18 protein-coding genes are annotated in these 18,184 nt (G+C 45.3%); 11 read left to right on the top strand and 7 right to left on the bottom strand.

What is annotated here, in order from left to right:
• The first annotated feature begins 192 nt into the window (after positions 1 to 192).
• The 5 genes from BUA17_RS12990 to BUA17_RS12970 all read left to right on the top strand — a co-directional run bounded on the left by BUA17_RS12990 (position 193) and on the right by BUA17_RS12970 (position 4,039).
• The gene (locus tag BUA17_RS12990) at positions 193 to 1,575 is read left to right on the top strand and encodes a transcriptional regulator (protein ID WP_072733861.1); all 1,383 of its coding nucleotides are present in this window, start codon (positions 193 to 195) and stop codon (positions 1,573 to 1,575) included.
• Between the two features lie 241 nt (positions 1,576 to 1,816).
• Positions 1,817 to 1,987 carry an aspartyl-phosphate phosphatase Spo0E family protein gene (locus BUA17_RS12985; RefSeq protein ID WP_072733860.1) on the top strand — a complete coding sequence of 57 codons (171 nt, stop codon included), beginning with the start codon at positions 1,817 to 1,819 and terminating at the stop codon, positions 1,985 to 1,987.
• 98 nt (positions 1,988 to 2,085) lie between these two features.
• Positions 2,086 to 2,466 (top strand): GntR family transcriptional regulator, encoded by a 381-nt coding sequence (locus BUA17_RS12980; protein WP_072733965.1) that lies wholly within the window; start codon positions 2,086 to 2,088, stop codon positions 2,464 to 2,466.
• Positions 2,463 to 3,344: an ATP-binding cassette domain-containing protein gene (locus tag BUA17_RS12975; protein ID WP_064641593.1), complete on the top strand. Its 882-nt coding sequence runs from the start codon at positions 2,463 to 2,465 to the stop codon at positions 3,342 to 3,344. The genes BUA17_RS12980 and BUA17_RS12975 overlap by 4 nt, the downstream gene beginning before the upstream one ends.
• The gene (locus tag BUA17_RS12970; RefSeq protein ID WP_072733859.1) at positions 3,341 to 4,039 is read left to right on the top strand and encodes a hypothetical protein; all 699 of its coding nucleotides are present in this window, start codon (positions 3,341 to 3,343) and stop codon (positions 4,037 to 4,039) included. The genes BUA17_RS12975 and BUA17_RS12970 overlap by 4 nt, the downstream gene beginning before the upstream one ends.
• Positions 4,040 to 4,094: 55 nt before the next feature.
• On the opposite strand, the gene BUA17_RS12965 is transcribed toward BUA17_RS12970, so the two are convergent.
• From BUA17_RS12965 to BUA17_RS12950, 4 genes are all read right to left on the bottom strand, one after another.
• Positions 4,095 to 4,610, bottom strand: a complete 516-nt coding sequence (locus tag BUA17_RS12965; RefSeq protein ID WP_072733858.1) for a hypothetical protein — start codon at positions 4,608 to 4,610, stop codon at positions 4,095 to 4,097.
• A 195-nt stretch (positions 4,611 to 4,805) separates the two neighbouring features.
• The gene (locus tag BUA17_RS12960) at positions 4,806 to 5,579 is read right to left on the bottom strand and encodes an isocitrate lyase/PEP mutase family protein (RefSeq protein WP_072733857.1); all 774 of its coding nucleotides are present in this window, start codon (positions 5,577 to 5,579) and stop codon (positions 4,806 to 4,808) included.
• Positions 5,580 to 5,651: 72 nt separating this feature from the next.
• A complete protein-coding gene (locus BUA17_RS12955; protein ID WP_072733856.1) occupies positions 5,652 to 6,698 on the bottom strand; it encodes a bifunctional transcriptional activator/DNA repair enzyme AdaA in 1,047 nt (348 codons plus the stop codon).
• A 94-nt stretch (positions 6,699 to 6,792) separates the two neighbouring features.
• The gene (locus tag BUA17_RS12950; protein WP_072733855.1) at positions 6,793 to 7,668 is read right to left on the bottom strand and encodes a DMT family transporter; all 876 of its coding nucleotides are present in this window, start codon (positions 7,666 to 7,668) and stop codon (positions 6,793 to 6,795) included.
• 232 nt (positions 7,669 to 7,900) lie between these two features.
• Here BUA17_RS12950 and BUA17_RS12945 point away from each other — a divergent pair, with 232 nt between their 5' ends.
• A complete protein-coding gene (locus BUA17_RS12945; protein ID WP_072733854.1) occupies positions 7,901 to 8,479 on the top strand; it encodes a hypothetical protein in 579 nt (192 codons plus the stop codon).
• A gap of 201 nt (positions 8,480 to 8,680) precedes the next feature.
• Here the strand turns inward: BUA17_RS12945 and BUA17_RS12940 are convergent, their stop codons facing one another.
• Positions 8,681 to 9,598, bottom strand: coding sequence for a phosphatidate cytidylyltransferase (locus BUA17_RS12940; protein WP_072733853.1), 918 nt, complete (start codon positions 9,596 to 9,598; stop codon positions 8,681 to 8,683).
• A gap of 96 nt (positions 9,599 to 9,694) precedes the next feature.
• Between BUA17_RS12940 and BUA17_RS12935 the strand changes: the two genes are divergently transcribed.
• Positions 9,695 to 10,249: a C40 family peptidase gene (locus BUA17_RS12935; protein ID WP_072733852.1), complete on the top strand. Its 555-nt coding sequence runs from the start codon at positions 9,695 to 9,697 to the stop codon at positions 10,247 to 10,249.
• A gap of 116 nt (positions 10,250 to 10,365) precedes the next feature.
• Here BUA17_RS12935 and BUA17_RS12930 read toward each other — a convergent pair whose 3' ends face one another.
• The gene (locus BUA17_RS12930) at positions 10,366 to 10,827 is read right to left on the bottom strand and encodes a VOC family protein (protein ID WP_072733851.1); all 462 of its coding nucleotides are present in this window, start codon (positions 10,825 to 10,827) and stop codon (positions 10,366 to 10,368) included.
• 161 nt (positions 10,828 to 10,988) lie between these two features.
• On the opposite strand from BUA17_RS12930, the gene BUA17_RS12925 reads away from it, so the two are divergent.
• Both BUA17_RS12925 and BUA17_RS12920 read left to right on the top strand, forming a co-directional pair.
• A complete protein-coding gene (locus BUA17_RS12925; RefSeq protein ID WP_072733850.1) occupies positions 10,989 to 11,423 on the top strand; it encodes an Lrp/AsnC family transcriptional regulator in 435 nt (144 codons plus the stop codon).
• 179 nt (positions 11,424 to 11,602) lie between these two features.
• Positions 11,603 to 12,751 (top strand): glycerate kinase family protein, encoded by a 1,149-nt coding sequence (locus tag BUA17_RS12920; RefSeq protein ID WP_072733849.1) that lies wholly within the window; start codon positions 11,603 to 11,605, stop codon positions 12,749 to 12,751.
• A gap of 91 nt (positions 12,752 to 12,842) precedes the next feature.
• On the opposite strand, the gene BUA17_RS12915 is transcribed toward BUA17_RS12920, so the two are convergent.
• Complete coding sequence (locus BUA17_RS12915) at positions 12,843 to 13,235, bottom strand: winged helix-turn-helix transcriptional regulator (protein WP_083584696.1); 393 nt, start codon at positions 13,233 to 13,235, stop codon at positions 12,843 to 12,845.
• 236 nt (positions 13,236 to 13,471) lie between these two features.
• Between BUA17_RS12915 and BUA17_RS12910 the strand changes: the two genes are divergently transcribed.
• Entirely contained in the window at positions 13,472 to 14,215 is a 744-nt protein-coding gene (locus tag BUA17_RS12910) for an SDR family oxidoreductase (RefSeq protein ID WP_072733848.1), read from the top strand.
• Positions 14,216 to 14,486: 271 nt separating this feature from the next.
• Positions 14,487 to 18,074, top strand: a complete 3,588-nt coding sequence (locus BUA17_RS12905) for an S-layer homology domain-containing protein (RefSeq protein WP_072733847.1) — start codon at positions 14,487 to 14,489, stop codon at positions 18,072 to 18,074.
• Positions 18,075 to 18,184: the final 110 nt, after the last annotated feature.

Genomic DNA, 18,184 nt, shown 5'->3' with positions numbered 1-18,184 from the left:
CCTTTATTTGATGCTTATTCGTTCCCGGTATAAAATAAGGGTAGGGCCTCTATTTTAACAAAAGGATTATTTTGTAATTAATACAAATTAGTTGAATTTATCTTATTGACCCTTGCTTAATTATTACATATAATTACTTTTGCATACCGTTAATCCTGTTTATGGTTTTTTATTTTGGAGGGTGGTGTTAGTTTGGAGCCGACAACCACGATACGCGATCATTTAGAGAGTTATCTGAAGCGTGAGCAGATGTCCATTAGTCTTTTTTCGGAAACGTCAGGAATTAACTCGGGTACGCTGAGCAACATTTTGAATAAGAATCGTCCGATTGCGATGCAGCAGCTGGATCGAATCACTTCAGCTATGAGACTTGAAGAAGGTTACTTCTATGAATTGTATATAGATGAGTGTTTTGTCCATGCTGCCCCTGACTGGCGAAGACTGGGACCATTCCTTCATCGATGTGCAGAATTGGATAAATTGAATTGTATTGAAGATGTTATCCGGTTGATGATGGATAATCTATCTTATATTCCTTTGTTATTTGATCTGGCTGAAGAATTCTACCATGCTGGTAAATTCAAACCGGCCGTTCTACTATATGAAACGATAGCCGAGAGTGAGAAAATGCAACACTCTGAACGGCTTGCACTATGTCAGTATCGTCTATTCAGATTGGGGCTGAGCAATGATCAGCAACGAAATCTAATCATCGCGGCCCAATTCGAATACTATGTGGATCGGTTGGATGAACGCTATCAACTGGATGCGCTCAACGAACTGATTAATGCCTTTGGTGCTTTGCACAGATGGAATAAAGTTCAGGAGCTGTCCGAGAAGCTTAGGGTGAAAGCAACCATCCATTATGAGCTTAATGGGAGAAGGAAACAGGAAGAAACCAAAAGACCGATTGTGTTTTACATTCTGTATTCTTATTTGGCTTCAGGTAGTGCGTGCTATCAACTTAAAGACTATCAAGGCGCGCTTAAATATGTTTCTTTATACACGGATAACAGTTGGGTGAAGAACCCTAATCAAGACGAGATGGTAGTTATGAATCAGTTTCAGGAATGGGCTGAGGGAAACCGTTATATATATCAATTAATGAGCGGACAGTTTGATGTATTGCCTGAATATTTGAATTACATCTCAACAAAAGAAAATGAAATTTTCCCGGCGCTTTGTGATATTGTGACTGCTGCCAATCGCTATGATAAAAATATTGATGATGTGCTCGAACAGTATGAATCATACTTTACGTACCAGGAACAGAGCAACCGAATTGGAAAGGTTAGCAGACAGGTTACAGATGATCGATATCTACGTCTTTTAGCAGATCTCGCTGCGTATTATTTAAAGAAAGACGAGTATTTCACAGGAATACAATTTGTTCTGGATAGTTTGCGATTCTCTATTGAAATTAGCAGTGGACGAGGTATGCTTAGAGGTGTCGGACTGTTTGAGCAATATAGGGAGTTTGCAACTGAGACGGCGAAACAGCAATACAAATTGATCATTAGTGAGGTGCAGAAACTCAATGAAGAGAAAGTTGGCTTTGCTGATAGCTACATGTAGTATTATTATTTACATTGTAGCTCCTGCTACGGAACCTGTCTCAGTCAAGGAAGTTCCAGACCCCGGCATTATGAGAACTGCTGACCACGGATTCGGAACTTAAAAAATTGGTAAGGGACGCTTCTGAATATTCATTCAGAGGCGTCTTTTTTTGCGTCTGGTGGAAGAATAAGTATGTCGTACCCCTTGCGGCCTATCGATTGGCATAATAAACTAAAATATGACAAAAAGGAGGGGTACTATGGATTGCTTGGAGTTAATGTCACAGATCGAAGAAGCCAGACAACAGCTTCACCGCTTACAGTCGGAATACGGTAGTCTGCTTCATCCTGAAGTCATCCAGCAATCTGTAGTTCTGGACGGTCTTATTAATCAATACAATCGAGCCAAAATGAAAAATTTGATTAATTAGTGGTTCGCCTATTTACATATTGGTTTCCGTATACTATAGTTAGTCACATGAGTAACTAACCGACTAACTAATTAACGATGAATGAAAGTTGGAATCGCATGAAATCGAATTTGGATGAATCTCAGCCCATTTTTCATCAGATATCCATGATGATTATGGATGACATTGTAGACGGCAGATTGAAGGTAGAGGAACAGGTTCCGTCTACCAATGAGCTCTCTCGCTTTTACAATATCAATCCAGCCACAGCACGCAAAGGGCTTCAAACGCTCGTGGACAAAGGTATCATTTACAAACAGCGAGGTGTTGGAATGTTTGTTGCAAAGGGAGCCAGGGAAGCATTGCTTGTTGAACGAAAGCAGCATTTTTACGAAGAATATATCAAACCTTTACTTGAAGAGGCCAGACGGATTCACATGAATGATGACATGATTGTTGATTTGATCCGCGGCAAGAAGGATAAGGAGAGTGAGTTATGATTCATATCGAGCAGATGAACTACAGCTATCAGAAAACAAAAACGCCGGTTCTGAACAACGTTACTTTGCATGAAAATGAGCCGATCATCAGTGCAATGTGGGGAAGAAACGGTGCCGGCAAAACAACCCTGATGAGTCTACTCGCAGGCCATAACCGACCTGATGCTGGAACCATCCAAGTGATGGGCCAGGATCCATACAATAACTTGGCTGCGCAGGAGAACCTGTGTTATATCCAGGAGAACCATCCCCTGGGTAGAAATTGGACGATCAAGGACATGGTTCGATTCGGTCAATACTTCCATCCTCAGTGGAATCAGGCTCTTGCCGAGCAACTAATCGACATCTTCGAATTACCAGAGAAGAAGAAGATCGTCAAATTCTCAAAAGGCATGAAGACCGCCGCTCAGATGATATTGGGTCTTGCCAGTAACGCAAGGGTAACGATTCTTGATGAGCCCACCAATGGACTTGATGCTGAGAAACGTAAATATTTCTACAATGCTTTACTAGAGACTTATGAAGATAACCCGCGTCTAATTCTAATATCAAGCCATCATATTGAGGAAATTCAGCCTTTATGTGAGTCCCTTATCGTTCTGCAAGCAGGGGAAGTGTTGTTTAATCAGTCGATGGAAGAGATGCGCGAAAAAGGAGTTCTTCTAACAGGGAGAATAGAAGATATCAATCGAGTCACCGCAGACGTGAAGGTCATAGAATCTTCCCAGATGGGATCGACCTTGAAAGTGATGATTGATGAGCCATACTCGAAAACGTGGAAAGACATCGCTCATACGCAGGGGCTTTCCATTGAGAAGGCGACATTACAGGATTATTTGGTTAACAGGACGCGTAATCAGGAGGGGATTAAGCGATGAACTCGGTGAAAGGTACGAATCGGCTGATTCTGGATGATATGCGCTGGTATTTGATGATCTTCTCCTTCATCACCCTTATGCTTACTGTAGTCTATCTGGCCATTGGATTCATCTTCGATATTGCTTATACTACACAACTTTGTGGTCCAATGTATGGAGGGATCTGTGCTTTTGCGATTGCGGGAATCGTTACATTGTTTCCAGTTGCAATAGGTATAGGGAGTACACGCATTCAGTTCATGAAATCCTTCTATATCATTTCGGTTTGGATGGTCATAGGCACAATTACCATCCTGAATATAATCTATTTTATTACGCATCTTCTCCTTGAATATGGAACACTTCGCGTAACCTTTTATCAACCAGGCATGCTGTACTCAAGCGAATATCATTTTTTCTCCTATTTGTGGATCGATCTGATGATTGGTTTTCTCGTGCTGGGACTGTCCATCTTTTCAACCGTCTGTTGGATCAGATTGGGGATGCGCAATTTTTTCAGTCTGTTCTTTGGATTTAGCTTAATCGTCACGCTGGTATTTACTTTGAGCGATCTTAGTGAGTTTATGTTGTGGATTGCGGGAGTCAATCGCATGACATTGTTCACCGCTCTGGGGGTCATTGGAGGTGCTTTGCTTCTGAGCACGTACCCCATGATGAAGAATGCACCGCTTACAATGAAAGGCAGAAAAGATTGATAAGATCAGAAAAACACGAGTGCGTACATACACGCCTCGTGTTTTTTTGTATGAGTTAAGCTTGAGCTTGTGGTTTGAATCCTTCTTCTTTGAGATACTCGCCTGCTTCGCTACGCGTTTCGAAAGCCATATCCAGATTAACACCGGAATACACATACCACATGTCATCTTCATATTTTAAAGTAAGTGTATGTCCATCTTCATCGACCCATGTTCCGCCACCGGTAGAGGTTGTAGCCAATGTAGGAGCAGCTTTGGCTTGTTCTGGCTCTTCTGATTCTACTGCGTTGGGATTGGTTGACATTGCTTTAATCGTTTCATCTAACAATGTGCGTAGATCTGCTTCGGAGTAATCACGAATATTGACGAATCCTTTATTATCTGTCTCATAGTTGGGCAGCAGCCCTGCATAGATATAACCGTTACCGTTAGGATGAATATGGAGAGCAACAATCTTTTTCTCGTACGCACTTTCTTCGTAGTGGAAATTAACACGGCCGAGAGAAACATCTTTGCGTTGCAGTTGGGGATACGATTGTAGCACTTCAAGCTTTTGTTCAACGTTAAGCATATTTTCCTCCTGTTAGTGTTGGGTAGTGGTGATTATAACATACATAGGTGAAAAGATAAGCATCAAAAAACAGGCGCAGTATAGCACCTGTTTGAGGATTCACATCATAGATGATCGCTTATAATAGTAGCATTAAATGAATATCGTGAAAAAGTGCGCTTCCCTCTGGTGGAAATTGAGAAGCGCGCCTTTGTGTTAGTTTCCAGATAGAATACTTTGCCCCAGTTCTTTCAGGTATTCCATCGCTTGCAGATAAGGATAAGGACCATAACTTACGCGTGCCACACCCAGCCCGGCAAGTTGTTTCGGTGAGGGTTCAGGGGATGTAACCATCACGTTGACCGGAAGCGACGAACGTTCACACAATTCCTGAATCAGTTGTTGATTCTGTAAGCCCGGAACGAACAGACCACTGGCGCCTGCTTCTGCATATGCCTTGGAGCGAATAAGTGTTTCTTCCAGGAGAGCGTGATTGTGTCGTTCAGGTGCATTTTGCAAAAAGATATCTGTGCGGGTGTTAATGAACAGCGGAATGCCTGCCTGCTCCGCAGCTTCCTGGGCAGCCGACAGTCTCAGACATTGCTCCTCCACAGCGTACAGTCCCGCGCCAGAGGGGAGCTGATCCTCAATATTAATTCCTACCGCACCGTGATGGATCACTTGGCTCACATTTCCCTTCACTTCTGACGCCAACCTGCCATACCCTCCCTCAATATCGATCGTAACAGGCAAATCCACGCTCGCTGTAATCCGGGCCAGATTGTCCAGTACCAGCTGGAATGGCATCGCTTCTCCATCTTGTTCACCGTGGGCAGCAGCTACAGACCAGCTTCCAGTAGCGATTGCTGCTGCTCCAGCAGATTGGATGGCGAGTGCACTCCCGGCATCCCAGACATTGACCAGAACCAATGGATTGCCTTTGGTATGGGATTGGTGGAACATCATCGCTTTTTCTTGTAGGGTACTCATAAGACTTATCTCCTCCGTTACATAGCTGTATCCTTCATATCACTTGCCGTTCTTTTCTTATCTATTGAGTACTCAGCTACCCTGCTTCTCGTGAGTTAAAAGCCAGTTTTTGCGTGTCAGACCTCCTCCGTATCCACCCAGTTCACCACTAGCATTGATCACACGGTGACAAGGAATAACAATAGCTAGCTGATTAGCTCCGTTGGCCTGTGCTACCGCTCGACATGCTGTGGGTTTACCCAGTGCATTCGCGATATCTTGATATGACCTCGTCTCCCCCGGCGGGATCGCAATCAATTGCTCCCATACACTCTTCTGGAATGGTGTTCCTAACCAGAACAACGGGGTATGGAATACAGCTAGCGTGCCCTCAAAATACTGCGCAAGTTCCCGTTCAATGGAACGAATCGGATCTGTTACTCCAGGTACAATGGCTGACTTCGTTCGTTTGCGCAATCGTTCCACCTCGCGCTCCAGACCTCTTCGATCCACGAATTCGAGCAGATATAATGCTTTCTCATCGGCTACAGCCATCATGGGTCCAAGACGTGTGTCGATCCAGGACGCCTTCAATACATGTTCTTCATCTACTTGTGTAGGCGCTGCGCCCATGATTCGCGAGAAGGCATCCCGGAACCCGCTGCCAGACTCGTAGCCGGTGGACAGCTGGGCATCAATGACCGTACGACCGGAGCGAATATTTTTCAGGGCCAGTCCCATGCGGCGGGCACGGGCATACTCCACAAAGGTCATGCCAAATCGCTTCTTGAACTGACGTCTGGCCGTCGATTCGTCGATGGATAATGCCTTGAAGTCCTGGCCTTTCCAGCGTTTCTCCGGATGGTTCTCCACGGCTTCCACCAATACGCGTACCACATCAGATACCTGATTGGGATGAGACAACGGGCGGCAACGCTGGCAAGGACGATACGAAGCAAGCAATGCCTGCTGCGCCGTCTCATAGAATTCACAGTTTTCGAATTTTGGTTTTCGCGCGGGGCATGTAGGCCGGCAGAATACACCCGTCGTCTTGACGCCTACATAGAATAAACCTTCGTATTCCGAATCCTTGGCAACCAGAGCCTGATAGTATTGTTCTTTCAGTTCAGCAGAAATCATTGGGCGCACGTCCTTATATCAGTAGAGTTTATCTTTATTGATATTATAAAAAAACGATGCGCAGGGCATCGCCGAAAATCAGGCATGAATATTTTTATTTCATCAATACATTCTTATTATTTGTTCGTCCAGTCCAGTTTACCAGAAAGATACCCAGGAATATGCATAGCCCGCCCATATAGACGTAATTCCGAATGACTTCGCCCAGAAGCAGCCAGCCGGATAAGACCCCGAAAAATGGAGCAAGAAACAGAAACGCACTTGTCTGGCCCGGATCGCCCTTGCTTAACAGGTAATACCACGTAGCGAACTGCACAATGGAACCGAGGATCGCCAGATATAGAATCACCCCTATGGACGTGGTGTTCAGGATTAGTTTTGTTGATTCCATGGTAAAACTGAGCAATAACAGCGTTAGTCCGCCGAATAACATCTGATATGCCGTTAGCACCCATGTGCTGAAGTGTGAGCCCCATTGTTTGACCAAGAGGGTAGCGATCGCCCAGGAAAAGGCAGACCCCATACCCAGTAACGTTCCTCCGGAGAATTGAAGATGGAAACCAAGCGTGATGAAAACTCCTGTTATACCGATGAGCACCCCAAACCACTGGTATGCCCGATATCTCAGACCAAGAAATACACTCCCGAGAAGAACTACCAATAGCGGATTTGTAAATGTGAGAATGGATGTCTGCCCGGAAGGAATAGTACGCATGCTCAGGAAAATGCAGGCCATCACGCCCGTCGTCTGGAACAGACCGATGACGAATAACCGGAGCCAGTCAGGCGCGGTCACGGGAAGATTTTTATTTCGTACCCAGATCGCCATTAATCCTCCAGCGAGCGTAAATCGAATGCCGACCAGCAGAATGGGTGAGACATAAGTCAATCCGATTTTGCCCACAGCAAAGGATGAACCCATAAGCGAAGTGGCGAGTATAACGAGCATCATAAAAGCAAAGCGATTCAACCTTTTACCCCCTCAAATAGCATGTTTTTTTGACCCTTTCAGGGTAACACGCCAACATTTCAGGGTTCATCGAAGTGTATTAACGAATTGAATTTAGTACTCATTTACATAATATGGAGCTTAATGTGAGATGATATGGTGTAGTAATTACTATAGAAGGTGCTGTTTGGAAAGTTCTCTTTGGATGAATGCATAAGGTTTGTTACTTTAGATAAATGGAGGGAGTACCAATATGAATCTTAATAAAAATAAATCTATTCTCTGGGTGTCTGTTCTATGTATTCTGCTGTTGACCAGCGCATGTGGGGCAAAAAACAACAACGAATCCGTACAGGAACACGCCTATCCACAATCGAAGCAGCCCATAGAGGAAGCGGGAAATAGTTCCGTTCCCAATATGGAGGCGAAGAATAACAATAATCAGGCGAACGAAAGTGTGAATGAAGGCAAGCCTACGGCTCAATCGGAATCCTCTGCTGATGCGGAAGGACAGGTCATGATCGTAATTGACCAGACGGATAAGCCGTCCGAGGGCAATAGCTTTGATTTTGCGATAAAACAAATTCCTGAGGGCTACGCTTTATCCGAGATGCGCTGGACGTCCAACACGGTAACGATTGTGAACTCCTACAAGGAAGCGATCGAGCATGGCGCGAATGGAAAAGAAGGTTTTTATATCAGCGGTGACGGGCAATTCTCCGGATTTATTTATTCGGATGAGATGAAGGGTGAACGCGGCAAAGCGACGTTTGTATTTACCAATGAAGAGGGGAAAGAAGTGATCTCGGAGAAGGAAATTAAATTAAAATAATCAGGCAGATCATAACCGTGTGCAGTGCTTTCTGTTAATTAAAAAATGGAAAATGAAACAGACACATTATACGTGCGCCTTCATTTCTCCCATAAATGAGTAAAAGCAGCCGTCAAGGCTGCTTTTTATTGATCTGCAAGCTTACGCTTTGTTCTAGTAGACTGAGTGTGTCCAGCTCTCGTGTCTATAACGGACCTGCTCCTACATGAAGTCAAAGAAATAACGCACCACGTGGAACATGACTGGAGAGGTGTACGTCAGGCTGTCGACCCGGCTCAGGTAGCTTTTTTTCAACGCATCGAACTTATTGTCATCCCCGATTAACAAATCCCGCTTCAGAACAGAAACCGTCAGACTTCCGAAGAACCCAGCCAGAGCGATCAACACACCGATGAAAATTGCGAAACGTGCATCAAACGGAGTCAGGTAAGGATGAATGAAATAAGAGGCAGCGGTGGTTATAACGAATGCACAGGCGAACCCTTCCCATGTCAAAAAAGGATTGGCCGTGGGCACCACTTTGCGTTTGCCCAGATAGAGCGAGGCCAGATAATGCACCACATCATTCAGCTGGGTTAACACGACCAGGAACAGGACCAACTTTGAACCATATTCCGGTGTTGCGAACGGGAAGTAGGCCAGATGACTAAGTCCAAATACCATTAGCATTAATCCCCATTGTGTCGAGCTGACACTGCGCAGGAAACCAACCGTGCCCTTATTAATTAGACGGGGCAGGGGCAGCACCAGGAAGACATAGAGTGGAATAAACACGATAAACATCCCATACCATCCAATATAGATCCAGTAGAACTGTACCGGAATCGCCAGATACGCCCATAGAAACAACCTGCGATCAGCTTTGCGGGTGCTGCGGATCATGGAGAAGTACTCTTTCAGCGCGAAAAAGGTGAGTACCATAAGGGAGATCAGGGAGACAATCGGATTGAAGAGGGTGGCGAGACAGAAGATGACAAACATGCCCCACCAGGTTTTGATTTTGTTGCCAATGCCCGAATAATCCTTATCCGGCTGAAGCTTCGTAATGATTTTGTACACGATATGTATGACCAATAAAGCAATAAAAATCAGTGTTAAGGTAAAGAGTGAACTGCTCAAGTACAATCACCTGCTTATCCAGAAGTAAGATTCCAATATAGGGTACCTATGTTATTATGAAGGAATAGTGCCAACTTGATAAGGGGAAATTTCGTTATGACAGAACCACGCTCCATCTATATCCTGCTTACGAATACGGGAACGTTGTTTACCAAAGTCATTCAAAGTTACACCAGAGCGCCATACAATCATGCCTCCATCTCATTTGACCGGGAATTATCCGAGCTGTACAGCTTTGGTCGCAAGCATCCGAGCAATCCGCTGAATGGCGGGTTTGTGAAGGAAGATATTCAGACAGGTACATACAGTAAATATCCAAATACCACATGTGTCATTTATGAGCTTCAGGTGACGGAGCGTGAAGTGGAAAAAATGAAACGGGTGCTGCACATCTTCATTCGCAGCCGCCAGAAATATATGTACAATCTGCTTGGTGTGATTGGCATTACGTTGAAGGAGCCTGTGGAGTTCAGCAACTCCTACTTTTGCTCGCAATTTGTTGCCGAGATACTGCAGCGTTCAGGCATCAAGCTGTGGAACAAGCTGCCTGCGCTGGTGACCCCGGATGATTTTCGCCAAAGTGAACAACTGCAGTTGGTGTATGAAGGGAAGTTAAGCGATTATACGCCGGGAATTGAAAAGGGTGAATGAGGGCAAGGAGCATGTCTTATGACCATGCGCTCGCTTTCTTATCACTCAAAAAACATAATATAAAACAGCCTGCCGCCACGGATTTCCGCGCAACAGGCTGTTCGGTTTGTGTAACGCTAGATCGATGGTGTAGAGGAACGGTCAAAATCAACCTCTTCGAGGAATTCGATCACTTCACCATTTGGACTATGCACAACCGCATTTCGAACTTGAAGTGGGGGCTCACCAAGTGAGATCCAATCGGGTTGAATATATGGTTTTGCACCATGAGCAAGCGCTCGCTCGTAGATCTCTTCCACATGGTCTACGTAAAAGGCGAAATGCAGTAATGCCCCATGTTTTACTGCTTCGGGAGACTCTGCTGGTTCACCTTCGGCCGCGATTACGGCTCCGGGGTCAAACAGTTCAATGCAGGTCCGTTGATCCGGTGAGATCAGCATGCACGCCTCAGTAATTTGAAAGGCGGGCAGACTCCAGGAGTGACCAACTTTAAATCCTAATACATTCGTATAGAATGAGAGGGTATCCTCATAATTACGTGCTTGAATGGCTACGTGAGCAAGTCCGTTTACACTCATGCTCATCACTCCTTCTTCAGATTGTTTTCTAAAGTATAAAGGGAACGCTGCATTGGAACCATGCGATATCAAAGGATATAATGGAGTGAGAGTTGCGATATATAAGCTCTTTTATCACAAAAAACTTATTAAATTAGCCTGATTCTCGGGAGGGTCTACAAATGGGTTATGTTATAGATGAGATCGACCAGCAGATTATGCGTCTGCTGCAGCACCATGCTCGCATGCCAATTGTACAGATTAGCAAAGAGGTAAACATGTCCCAGCCTTCAGTCAAGGAGAGAATTCTCAAACTGGAGGAAAACGGAGTCATATCGGGATATTCAACCATCTATGATTTGTCCAAACTAAATCGTGGGACAACGACGTTTATTTTACTCAAAACAGAGCATTGTGAGGAATTCGTTTACTTCTGTGAACAGGCTGTTGAGGTTACGGATTTATATCGGATTAGCGGTGAGTACAACTATCTGATCAAGGTACAGACGGCAACCATTGAAGAGCTTGCAGAGTTCCAAGACTCGCTTGTGAAGCTTGGTCCATCCAAATCCCATATTAGTATGAAAAATATAATGGAACACCGTGTGCTGCTCTAGGAAGCAGCGAAGCACTTTAGTGTATGGGTGGCAGGATATTCGGTCCTGCCATTATTCATTGTGCACGTGCACAATGAATTTCGTCTGTTCATCAATATTTATTTGGCTTACCAGTAACTATAATGAAAGCGCGTTCAAAAAAGGTTTATCCTTTAATAACACGGATGGGGTGGGAGAAGATGAGAGAGACGACATTTGTACTGGCACCGGATTCATTTAAAGAGAGCATGACAGCGAAAGAAGTATGTGTGGCCATGGAGAAAGGATTGCGTAAAATCTACCCAACCGCCAACTATATTCATGTACCGATGGCTGACGGAGGCGAAGGAACAGTGCAGTCGCTGGTGGATGCTTCTGGCGGCGTAATTCACCAGAGAGAGGTGGGCGGGCCACTGGGACAGCCTGTACTAGCGCAGTATGGTATTCTGGGCGATGGGTTAACGGCGGCGATTGAGATGGCATCGGCGAGCGGCATTCATCTGGTGACCAAGGCAACCCGGAACCCGCTTCACACGTCAACCTATGGCACGGGAGAGCTGATTCGGGCGTGTCTGGATCAGGGTATTCGCAAAATCATTATCGGAATTGGTGGAAGTGCGACCAACGATGGGGGTACAGGCATGGCCGAGGCGCTTGGCGTAACTTTTCTGGATGCACACGGGCATCCACTTGCACGTGGAGGTGGGGCACTTGATCAGTTGGCACATATCGATGTGTCCGGCCTGGATGAACGATTGCAGGATGTGGAGTTCATTGTCGCCTGCGACGTAACGAATCCGTTATGTGGAGAGCATGGCGCTTCACGGGTGTTTGGACCGCAGAAGGGAGCTACACCGGAGATGGTACAGGTGCTGGATGCGAATCTTTCCCATTATGCAGATGTGGTGAAGCAGCAGCTGCACAAGGATATACTTGATGTGCCGGGTGCTGGTGCGGCAGGTGGTTTGGGCGCAGGGCTTTTGATTTTTACACAGTCTGTGTTACGCAAAGGTATTGAAATCATCATTGAATACACTGGATTGCGTGACAAGCTGCTACATGCGGATGTGGTGTTTACGGGCGAAGGCGGCATTGATTTTCAAACGAAATTTGGCAAGACGCCTTACGGTGTAGCGCGTGCTGCCAAGGAAGCAGGCAAGCCAGTTATCGCCATTGCAGGTTACGTTGGTGAAGGGATAGATACGTTGTACACTGAAGGTATTGACGCGGTGTTCGGTATTGTGCCGGGGGCGGCTGATCTGGAACAACTTCTGCGCGAAGGCCCGGAGAATGTGGAGCGTACAACCGAGAATATTGCGAGAGTGCTAAAATTGGGTCTGATTTCTTAACATTCTGTGGTTCGGTTATGAGGCGTAGCCTGTTCATAACAGATGGCAATACTGGCGTCTCGTCTGCTAACAGAGATGAAGGCATGAGTTTTTATTCAGATTTCGCTTCGTTATGGGATTCCTCGACTAATTTCTCCGCAGTAATCATATGTTTGGTTCCGTTCAAATACTCCAGATGAGCCTTGCCCCAGCCGCACATGCCATCCAACAGCGTACCAATCGTCTGCCCGTGTTTGGACAGACTGTACTCGACCTTCGGTGGAACATCGCCATAGAGAGTGCGCACAATAATCTGATCCTGTTCCAGCTCGCGCAGCTGTTTCGTTAACGTCCCCTGCGCTACATCGGGAATCATGCGTCTTAGTTCACCAAATCGCTTCGTGCCTTCCTTCAATAAAATAAACAGGATGAGCGGTTTCCATTTTCCATTAATGGCTTCCAACGTAACGAGTACACCTTGTAAGCGTGGCTCCTGTAAATCCATAGTATTCACCTCAATTTAAACAACTATATGTAACTTCATCATACCTGATTTCTTCGCGTTCTGCTTGTTTTGTCTATGTGAATTGGGCAGGAATAACTGTGTCATCTGGTTCCAATAGTACGAATTTTCGTACCTGGTACGATTCAATTGCGTACTGTTCAGGGCTAATCTTTTCGATAATAATGAACAAATGCTAGAAAAACGAAAAATCCAGCTATACGAGAGGAAAATGCAGAATGTGTCCATTTACATTGGAGAATAAACGTGTCGTGATTATAGGAGGAAGCTCTGGGATTGGACTTGCAACGGCAATCCAGGCTGCTGAGGCTGGTGCACATGTAGTTATCGCGGGACGATCGGAGACCAGACTAGAGGAAGCGAGGGAGCAGATTGCTCGTGTCGCAGGCAAAGGCAAGACTGGCACGGTGTCCATCGAAGTGTATGTATTGGACAATCAGGATGAAAAGCAAATCGAACAATTTTTCAATCAGGTTGGTGCATTCGATCACCTGTTCACCCCTGGAGCTGCATACACCCGTGGTCCGTTAACTTCAGATCGAGAGACGGCCGAAAGCTGTTTCAAGGGCAAGTTCTGGCCTCAATATTTTGCTGCCAAATACGCAGCTTCGTATTTATCGGCTTCGGGTTCGATCACGTTAATGTCGGGCGGCTTCAGCCAACGCCCACTGGAGGGCGGGGCCTCTTACGCTGCGTGTAACGGAGCGATTGAAAGTCTGGGCAAAGCACTTGCAGTGGAGATCGCGCCTGTTCGCGTGAATGTCGTGTCCCCCGGAACCATCTGGCGAGAGGGGCAGGAGGGTACACCTCGCGGTGAACATTTTAAAGACTATGAGAAGCTGTCTGTGCTCAAGCGTGTGGGGTACAATGAGGAGATTGCACATACGGTTACGTACCTTATGACGAATACATTTACGACAGGGAGCACATTGTTTGTCGATGGCGGATACACGATGATTTGATGCGTCTACCTGTTTGATGTGGCAAGGAGCGGTGGATGAGTACAGGTACGACGTGACAAGAATCATAAATTTTATGGAATATAGGACTCTATAATTAAATGAAGAAGTAAAAATGATGAATAATGACGAAAAATATTTGAAATCCGGCCTGTTTTTCACCTACAGGCCGGATTTTTTTCCGTTTATTGGAGCGAATGTTCAGAATCCGTTCAGAGTTGCGTAATACAATAGGCCTATATTTCGACAAGCGAGATTAGGGAGGAAAGCGTATATGCAATACAGAAAAATATTTAGCACGCTGCTCATTTTGGTGTTGGTAGCTCCTTGGTTAGCAGTACCGGCAGGAAAGGTACATGCAGGGGCATCGTATCCGGTACCCGGAAATAACGGTCTATTAACGATAAAGTATGTGGACGAGAAATCAATAGAACTACAGTGGGAGTATGCACAATCCTCATCTTCTACACCACCTGATGTAAATTACCAGGTTTACATATCTAATGCTCCTGATCTTGCAGACATGCAACAAATCAGTGGAGCATCAGGACAGGCTTATGGTGATCCGATTAATGGTTCAGCTTCTACTACAAATGGTACATTTTCGAAAATAATTACAGATCTAAACGAAGGCGATACGTACTATTTCAATGTAGTAGTTAAAGACCGATATTTGGAAGCTACGTATCAAATGCAATCTATCCAATTCACTGCACAACTGAGTGAGCTAGATCAGTACAACGAACTCAAAAAGAAGGCAGACCGGGGTAACAGCGATGACTTTATCCAAGAAGCTATCTTGCTGCTTAGTAATGAGCAATTCATTGGAGAGCCTGACTTTAAATCTTTGCCTGTAAGAGATCAGGAGGCTATTGCACAATACTTATTAGAAATTGATCCACCAACAAGCGCTGGATACGAGAACAAAGGGCAAGTTGAGTTTTTGGTGCAATTAGCTCTGAAAGCCCTTGAAGTGACTCGCCAAATCGGGGGACAAAGATCCATAACTGCACTTGATGACATGTATGCGAAACAGGCAGAACGAGGGCAGCATTTTGATTACCCTGGTCCAGAAGATAAATTCTATCAACTCATTAATGCATATCGCACTTCCTCCGAGATTGATAAACGAATGACTGCTTATCTGTACGAGCTTAGACTCAAAAAAACACCGTCCATTTCTCGTGTGTTGAAATATACAGACACAGCAGTAGAAAAAACGCCATTCATTAATCGTGCAAACACGACTGAGGAAATGTTGAAATCGTTGCAGAAATTCCGTGACATTGAGAAAGAGAGTAACTCATACAACACTGCGAATCCGGAAAACCCGATGGCGAGCTTTCCTTCGAATGTAAGTAAATGGGAAAACCTTGCAACGGAAGAGCAGGAGCATTTGGCTGATCATATGCTTACTGAAAGACCGATTGGTGGATATGCAAGTTTTGAATCCATTCAGACTACATTTAACGAATTTTTCCCTGGTAATGAAATTGATGCGTTGGCTGCTGTAAATGCTGCAAAGAGTAGCAACGATATTGATGGTATGATTCTGGCCGTGGAAAATCCTGATCTGGAAATTAATTTACCGAATGGATACTATGAATCCTTGCAAGTTAAGAAATTCATTGCTGGTTTCCTGATTGATTATGTGAAGAACGATTATAGAAATAAAGATCAGGTTCAATATATGATTGAACTCGCTGTTCTGGCACAATCCATCTGGGGGCAGAAGGAATTCGACGTTCTTAAAAACAAACTGGATTTATTTGCACAAAAGTTGGTGGATGGACCAGATTATTTTAATGACCAACAAACATATGTGCTGCGCAGCTTGGGGCAACAACATTTGGACCGTAGCCAAGTAGATAAAGGAGTTTTTGCTTATAAATACCTGCATCAGGTGGCTTTTGAAAGGTTGGAAGGAGAATTTAAAGGGAATATTGTTAATCCGGACATTGTGCTGAATCTCTTTTCTATGCCTTTGGAATCCTTTGAGAATGCTACTTCTATTCCGCTAATGGATCAATGGCTTGATCATGCCATGAACGAATGGATTGCAGGGGAAGCATTCTTCGATAACTATAAATTTAGACGTACAGGTGCCCTTGATTTGTCCAAAAGAGCTGAACTTAGCACGGAAGGCAAAAGAGAACTGGCCGAATGGGTGCTTAATGAACAAGACAGATACGAGGATGTTGGGAATCTACAATATGTAATCAACCGATTCTTTACGGCCCCAAATGTAACGGGAAACGATATCAACAACACCATAACTGGCTTGGATGACACCATGGAGCTCTCCCTTAACGGCAAACTGAACTGGATTGATGTTGCTTCTATTCAGAAATTTGATTTTAGCGGTGACAAAACGGTATGGGTTCGTTACAAAGCCATCAGTGACTTATTGCCAGGACGTGCGGTGAAGATTGTCTTCACGGCGAATGGCGATAGCAATAACGGAAATGGTTCAACACCAACCACGGGTGGAAGCACAGGTGGTGGATCGTCAGTGACTACACCTGTAACGACTACACCGACGACCAAGCAGGAACAAATCGTCGTGGACGTGAACGGAGCGAATGGCACCAACCTCACCAAAACGCCAATTACACGTACAACCGAGGCAGACGGTACGATTAAGGACCTCGTGAAGATGTCTGAGGCGATTGCCAAGGAATCGGTGGAAAAAGCGAAGCAATTAAACATGAACACAGCACGCATTGTTATCCCTGACGCTAAAGATGCTGTGTCTGAGACACGCATTGAACTGCCAAAAGCAGCGGTGAAACAGCTGAACGATGGTGGGCTTAACCTTGAGATTTCCACAGAGAACGCTATTATTTCGGTTCCAACGAAGTCGATTGCCGGATTCGACCAGGATCTATACTTCCGCGTCGTTCCGTTGAAAAAGGAATCCGAGCGTAAAGAAGTGGAAGAACGTGCGAAGAAAGAGCAGTTGATTCAACAGATTACTCCAAATTCAAACGTGAAAGTACTGGCTCGTCCGGTTGAGATTGAAACGAATATGCAAAGTCATGAAGTAACACTGACATTACCGCTGCGTGACAGTCTGCCAACTGATCCGGCTGCACGCCAGCAAGCTTTGGACAACCTGGCTGTGTACATTGAACACAGTGACGGTACGAAAGAGTTGATTCAAGGAAAACTGGTGAAGCTCAGCGATTCTAGTGAAGGCATCGAGTTTACTGTTAACAAATTCAGCACGTTCACGCTCGTTGTGGTGGATGGACTGAAAGCTTCCCAAGGCTCGCACAACCCGTATATCAACGGATTTGGTGCTGATTTCCGCCCGGATGCATTCGTAACCCGTGCGCAAATGGCAGCAATGCTGGCTCGTAATTTGTCTGATGATGCGGGAACTGCATCTGCGAACGTTGTAAACTACGACGATATATCTGCAACTCATTGGGCAGCAAGCGATATTGAAAAAGCGCAGTCCGCAGGCATCATGAACGGTATGAACGCCACTCAATTTGCGCCAGAGGGTTCAATTACCCGTGCACAAATGGCGACCATTGCATACCGTTGGATACAGCAACAAAGCGCAGACGCAACAAGCAGCACAACACAAGCAACAGATGGTGCTGGATTTACAGATGTGTCCGCCGACCTTTGGGCTTCCGATGCGATTGCCTACGTACAATCGGCTGGTCTGATGACTGGATATAACGATGATACATTTAAACCGAACAGCAAACTGACTCGTGCTGAAGCCGTGAAAGTATTAAATGTACTGTTCAAACGGACGCCGGCAACAGGCGTAACTACGCCAACTTTTACAGACGTACCTGCAACACACTGGGCTTATGCAGACATTGAGGCTGCGGCACAGAAGTAAGATAACCATATCTATAAAAGGGGAGCTCCGACCATGAAGACATGGTGGGGCTCCCCTTTTGATTATTTAAAGCCAGCTCAGCAAGCACATCGTTGCTCGGCGAGTTGGCT

Origin of the sequence: Paenibacillus sp. ov031, assembly GCF_900143165.1 — a bacterium.
Taxonomy (GTDB): domain Bacteria; phylum Bacillota; class Bacilli; order Paenibacillales; family Paenibacillaceae; genus Paenibacillus; species Paenibacillus marchantiae.
Note: the sequence above shows the minus strand (reverse complement) of the source record. Positions and strands in the feature narration are given on the sequence as shown.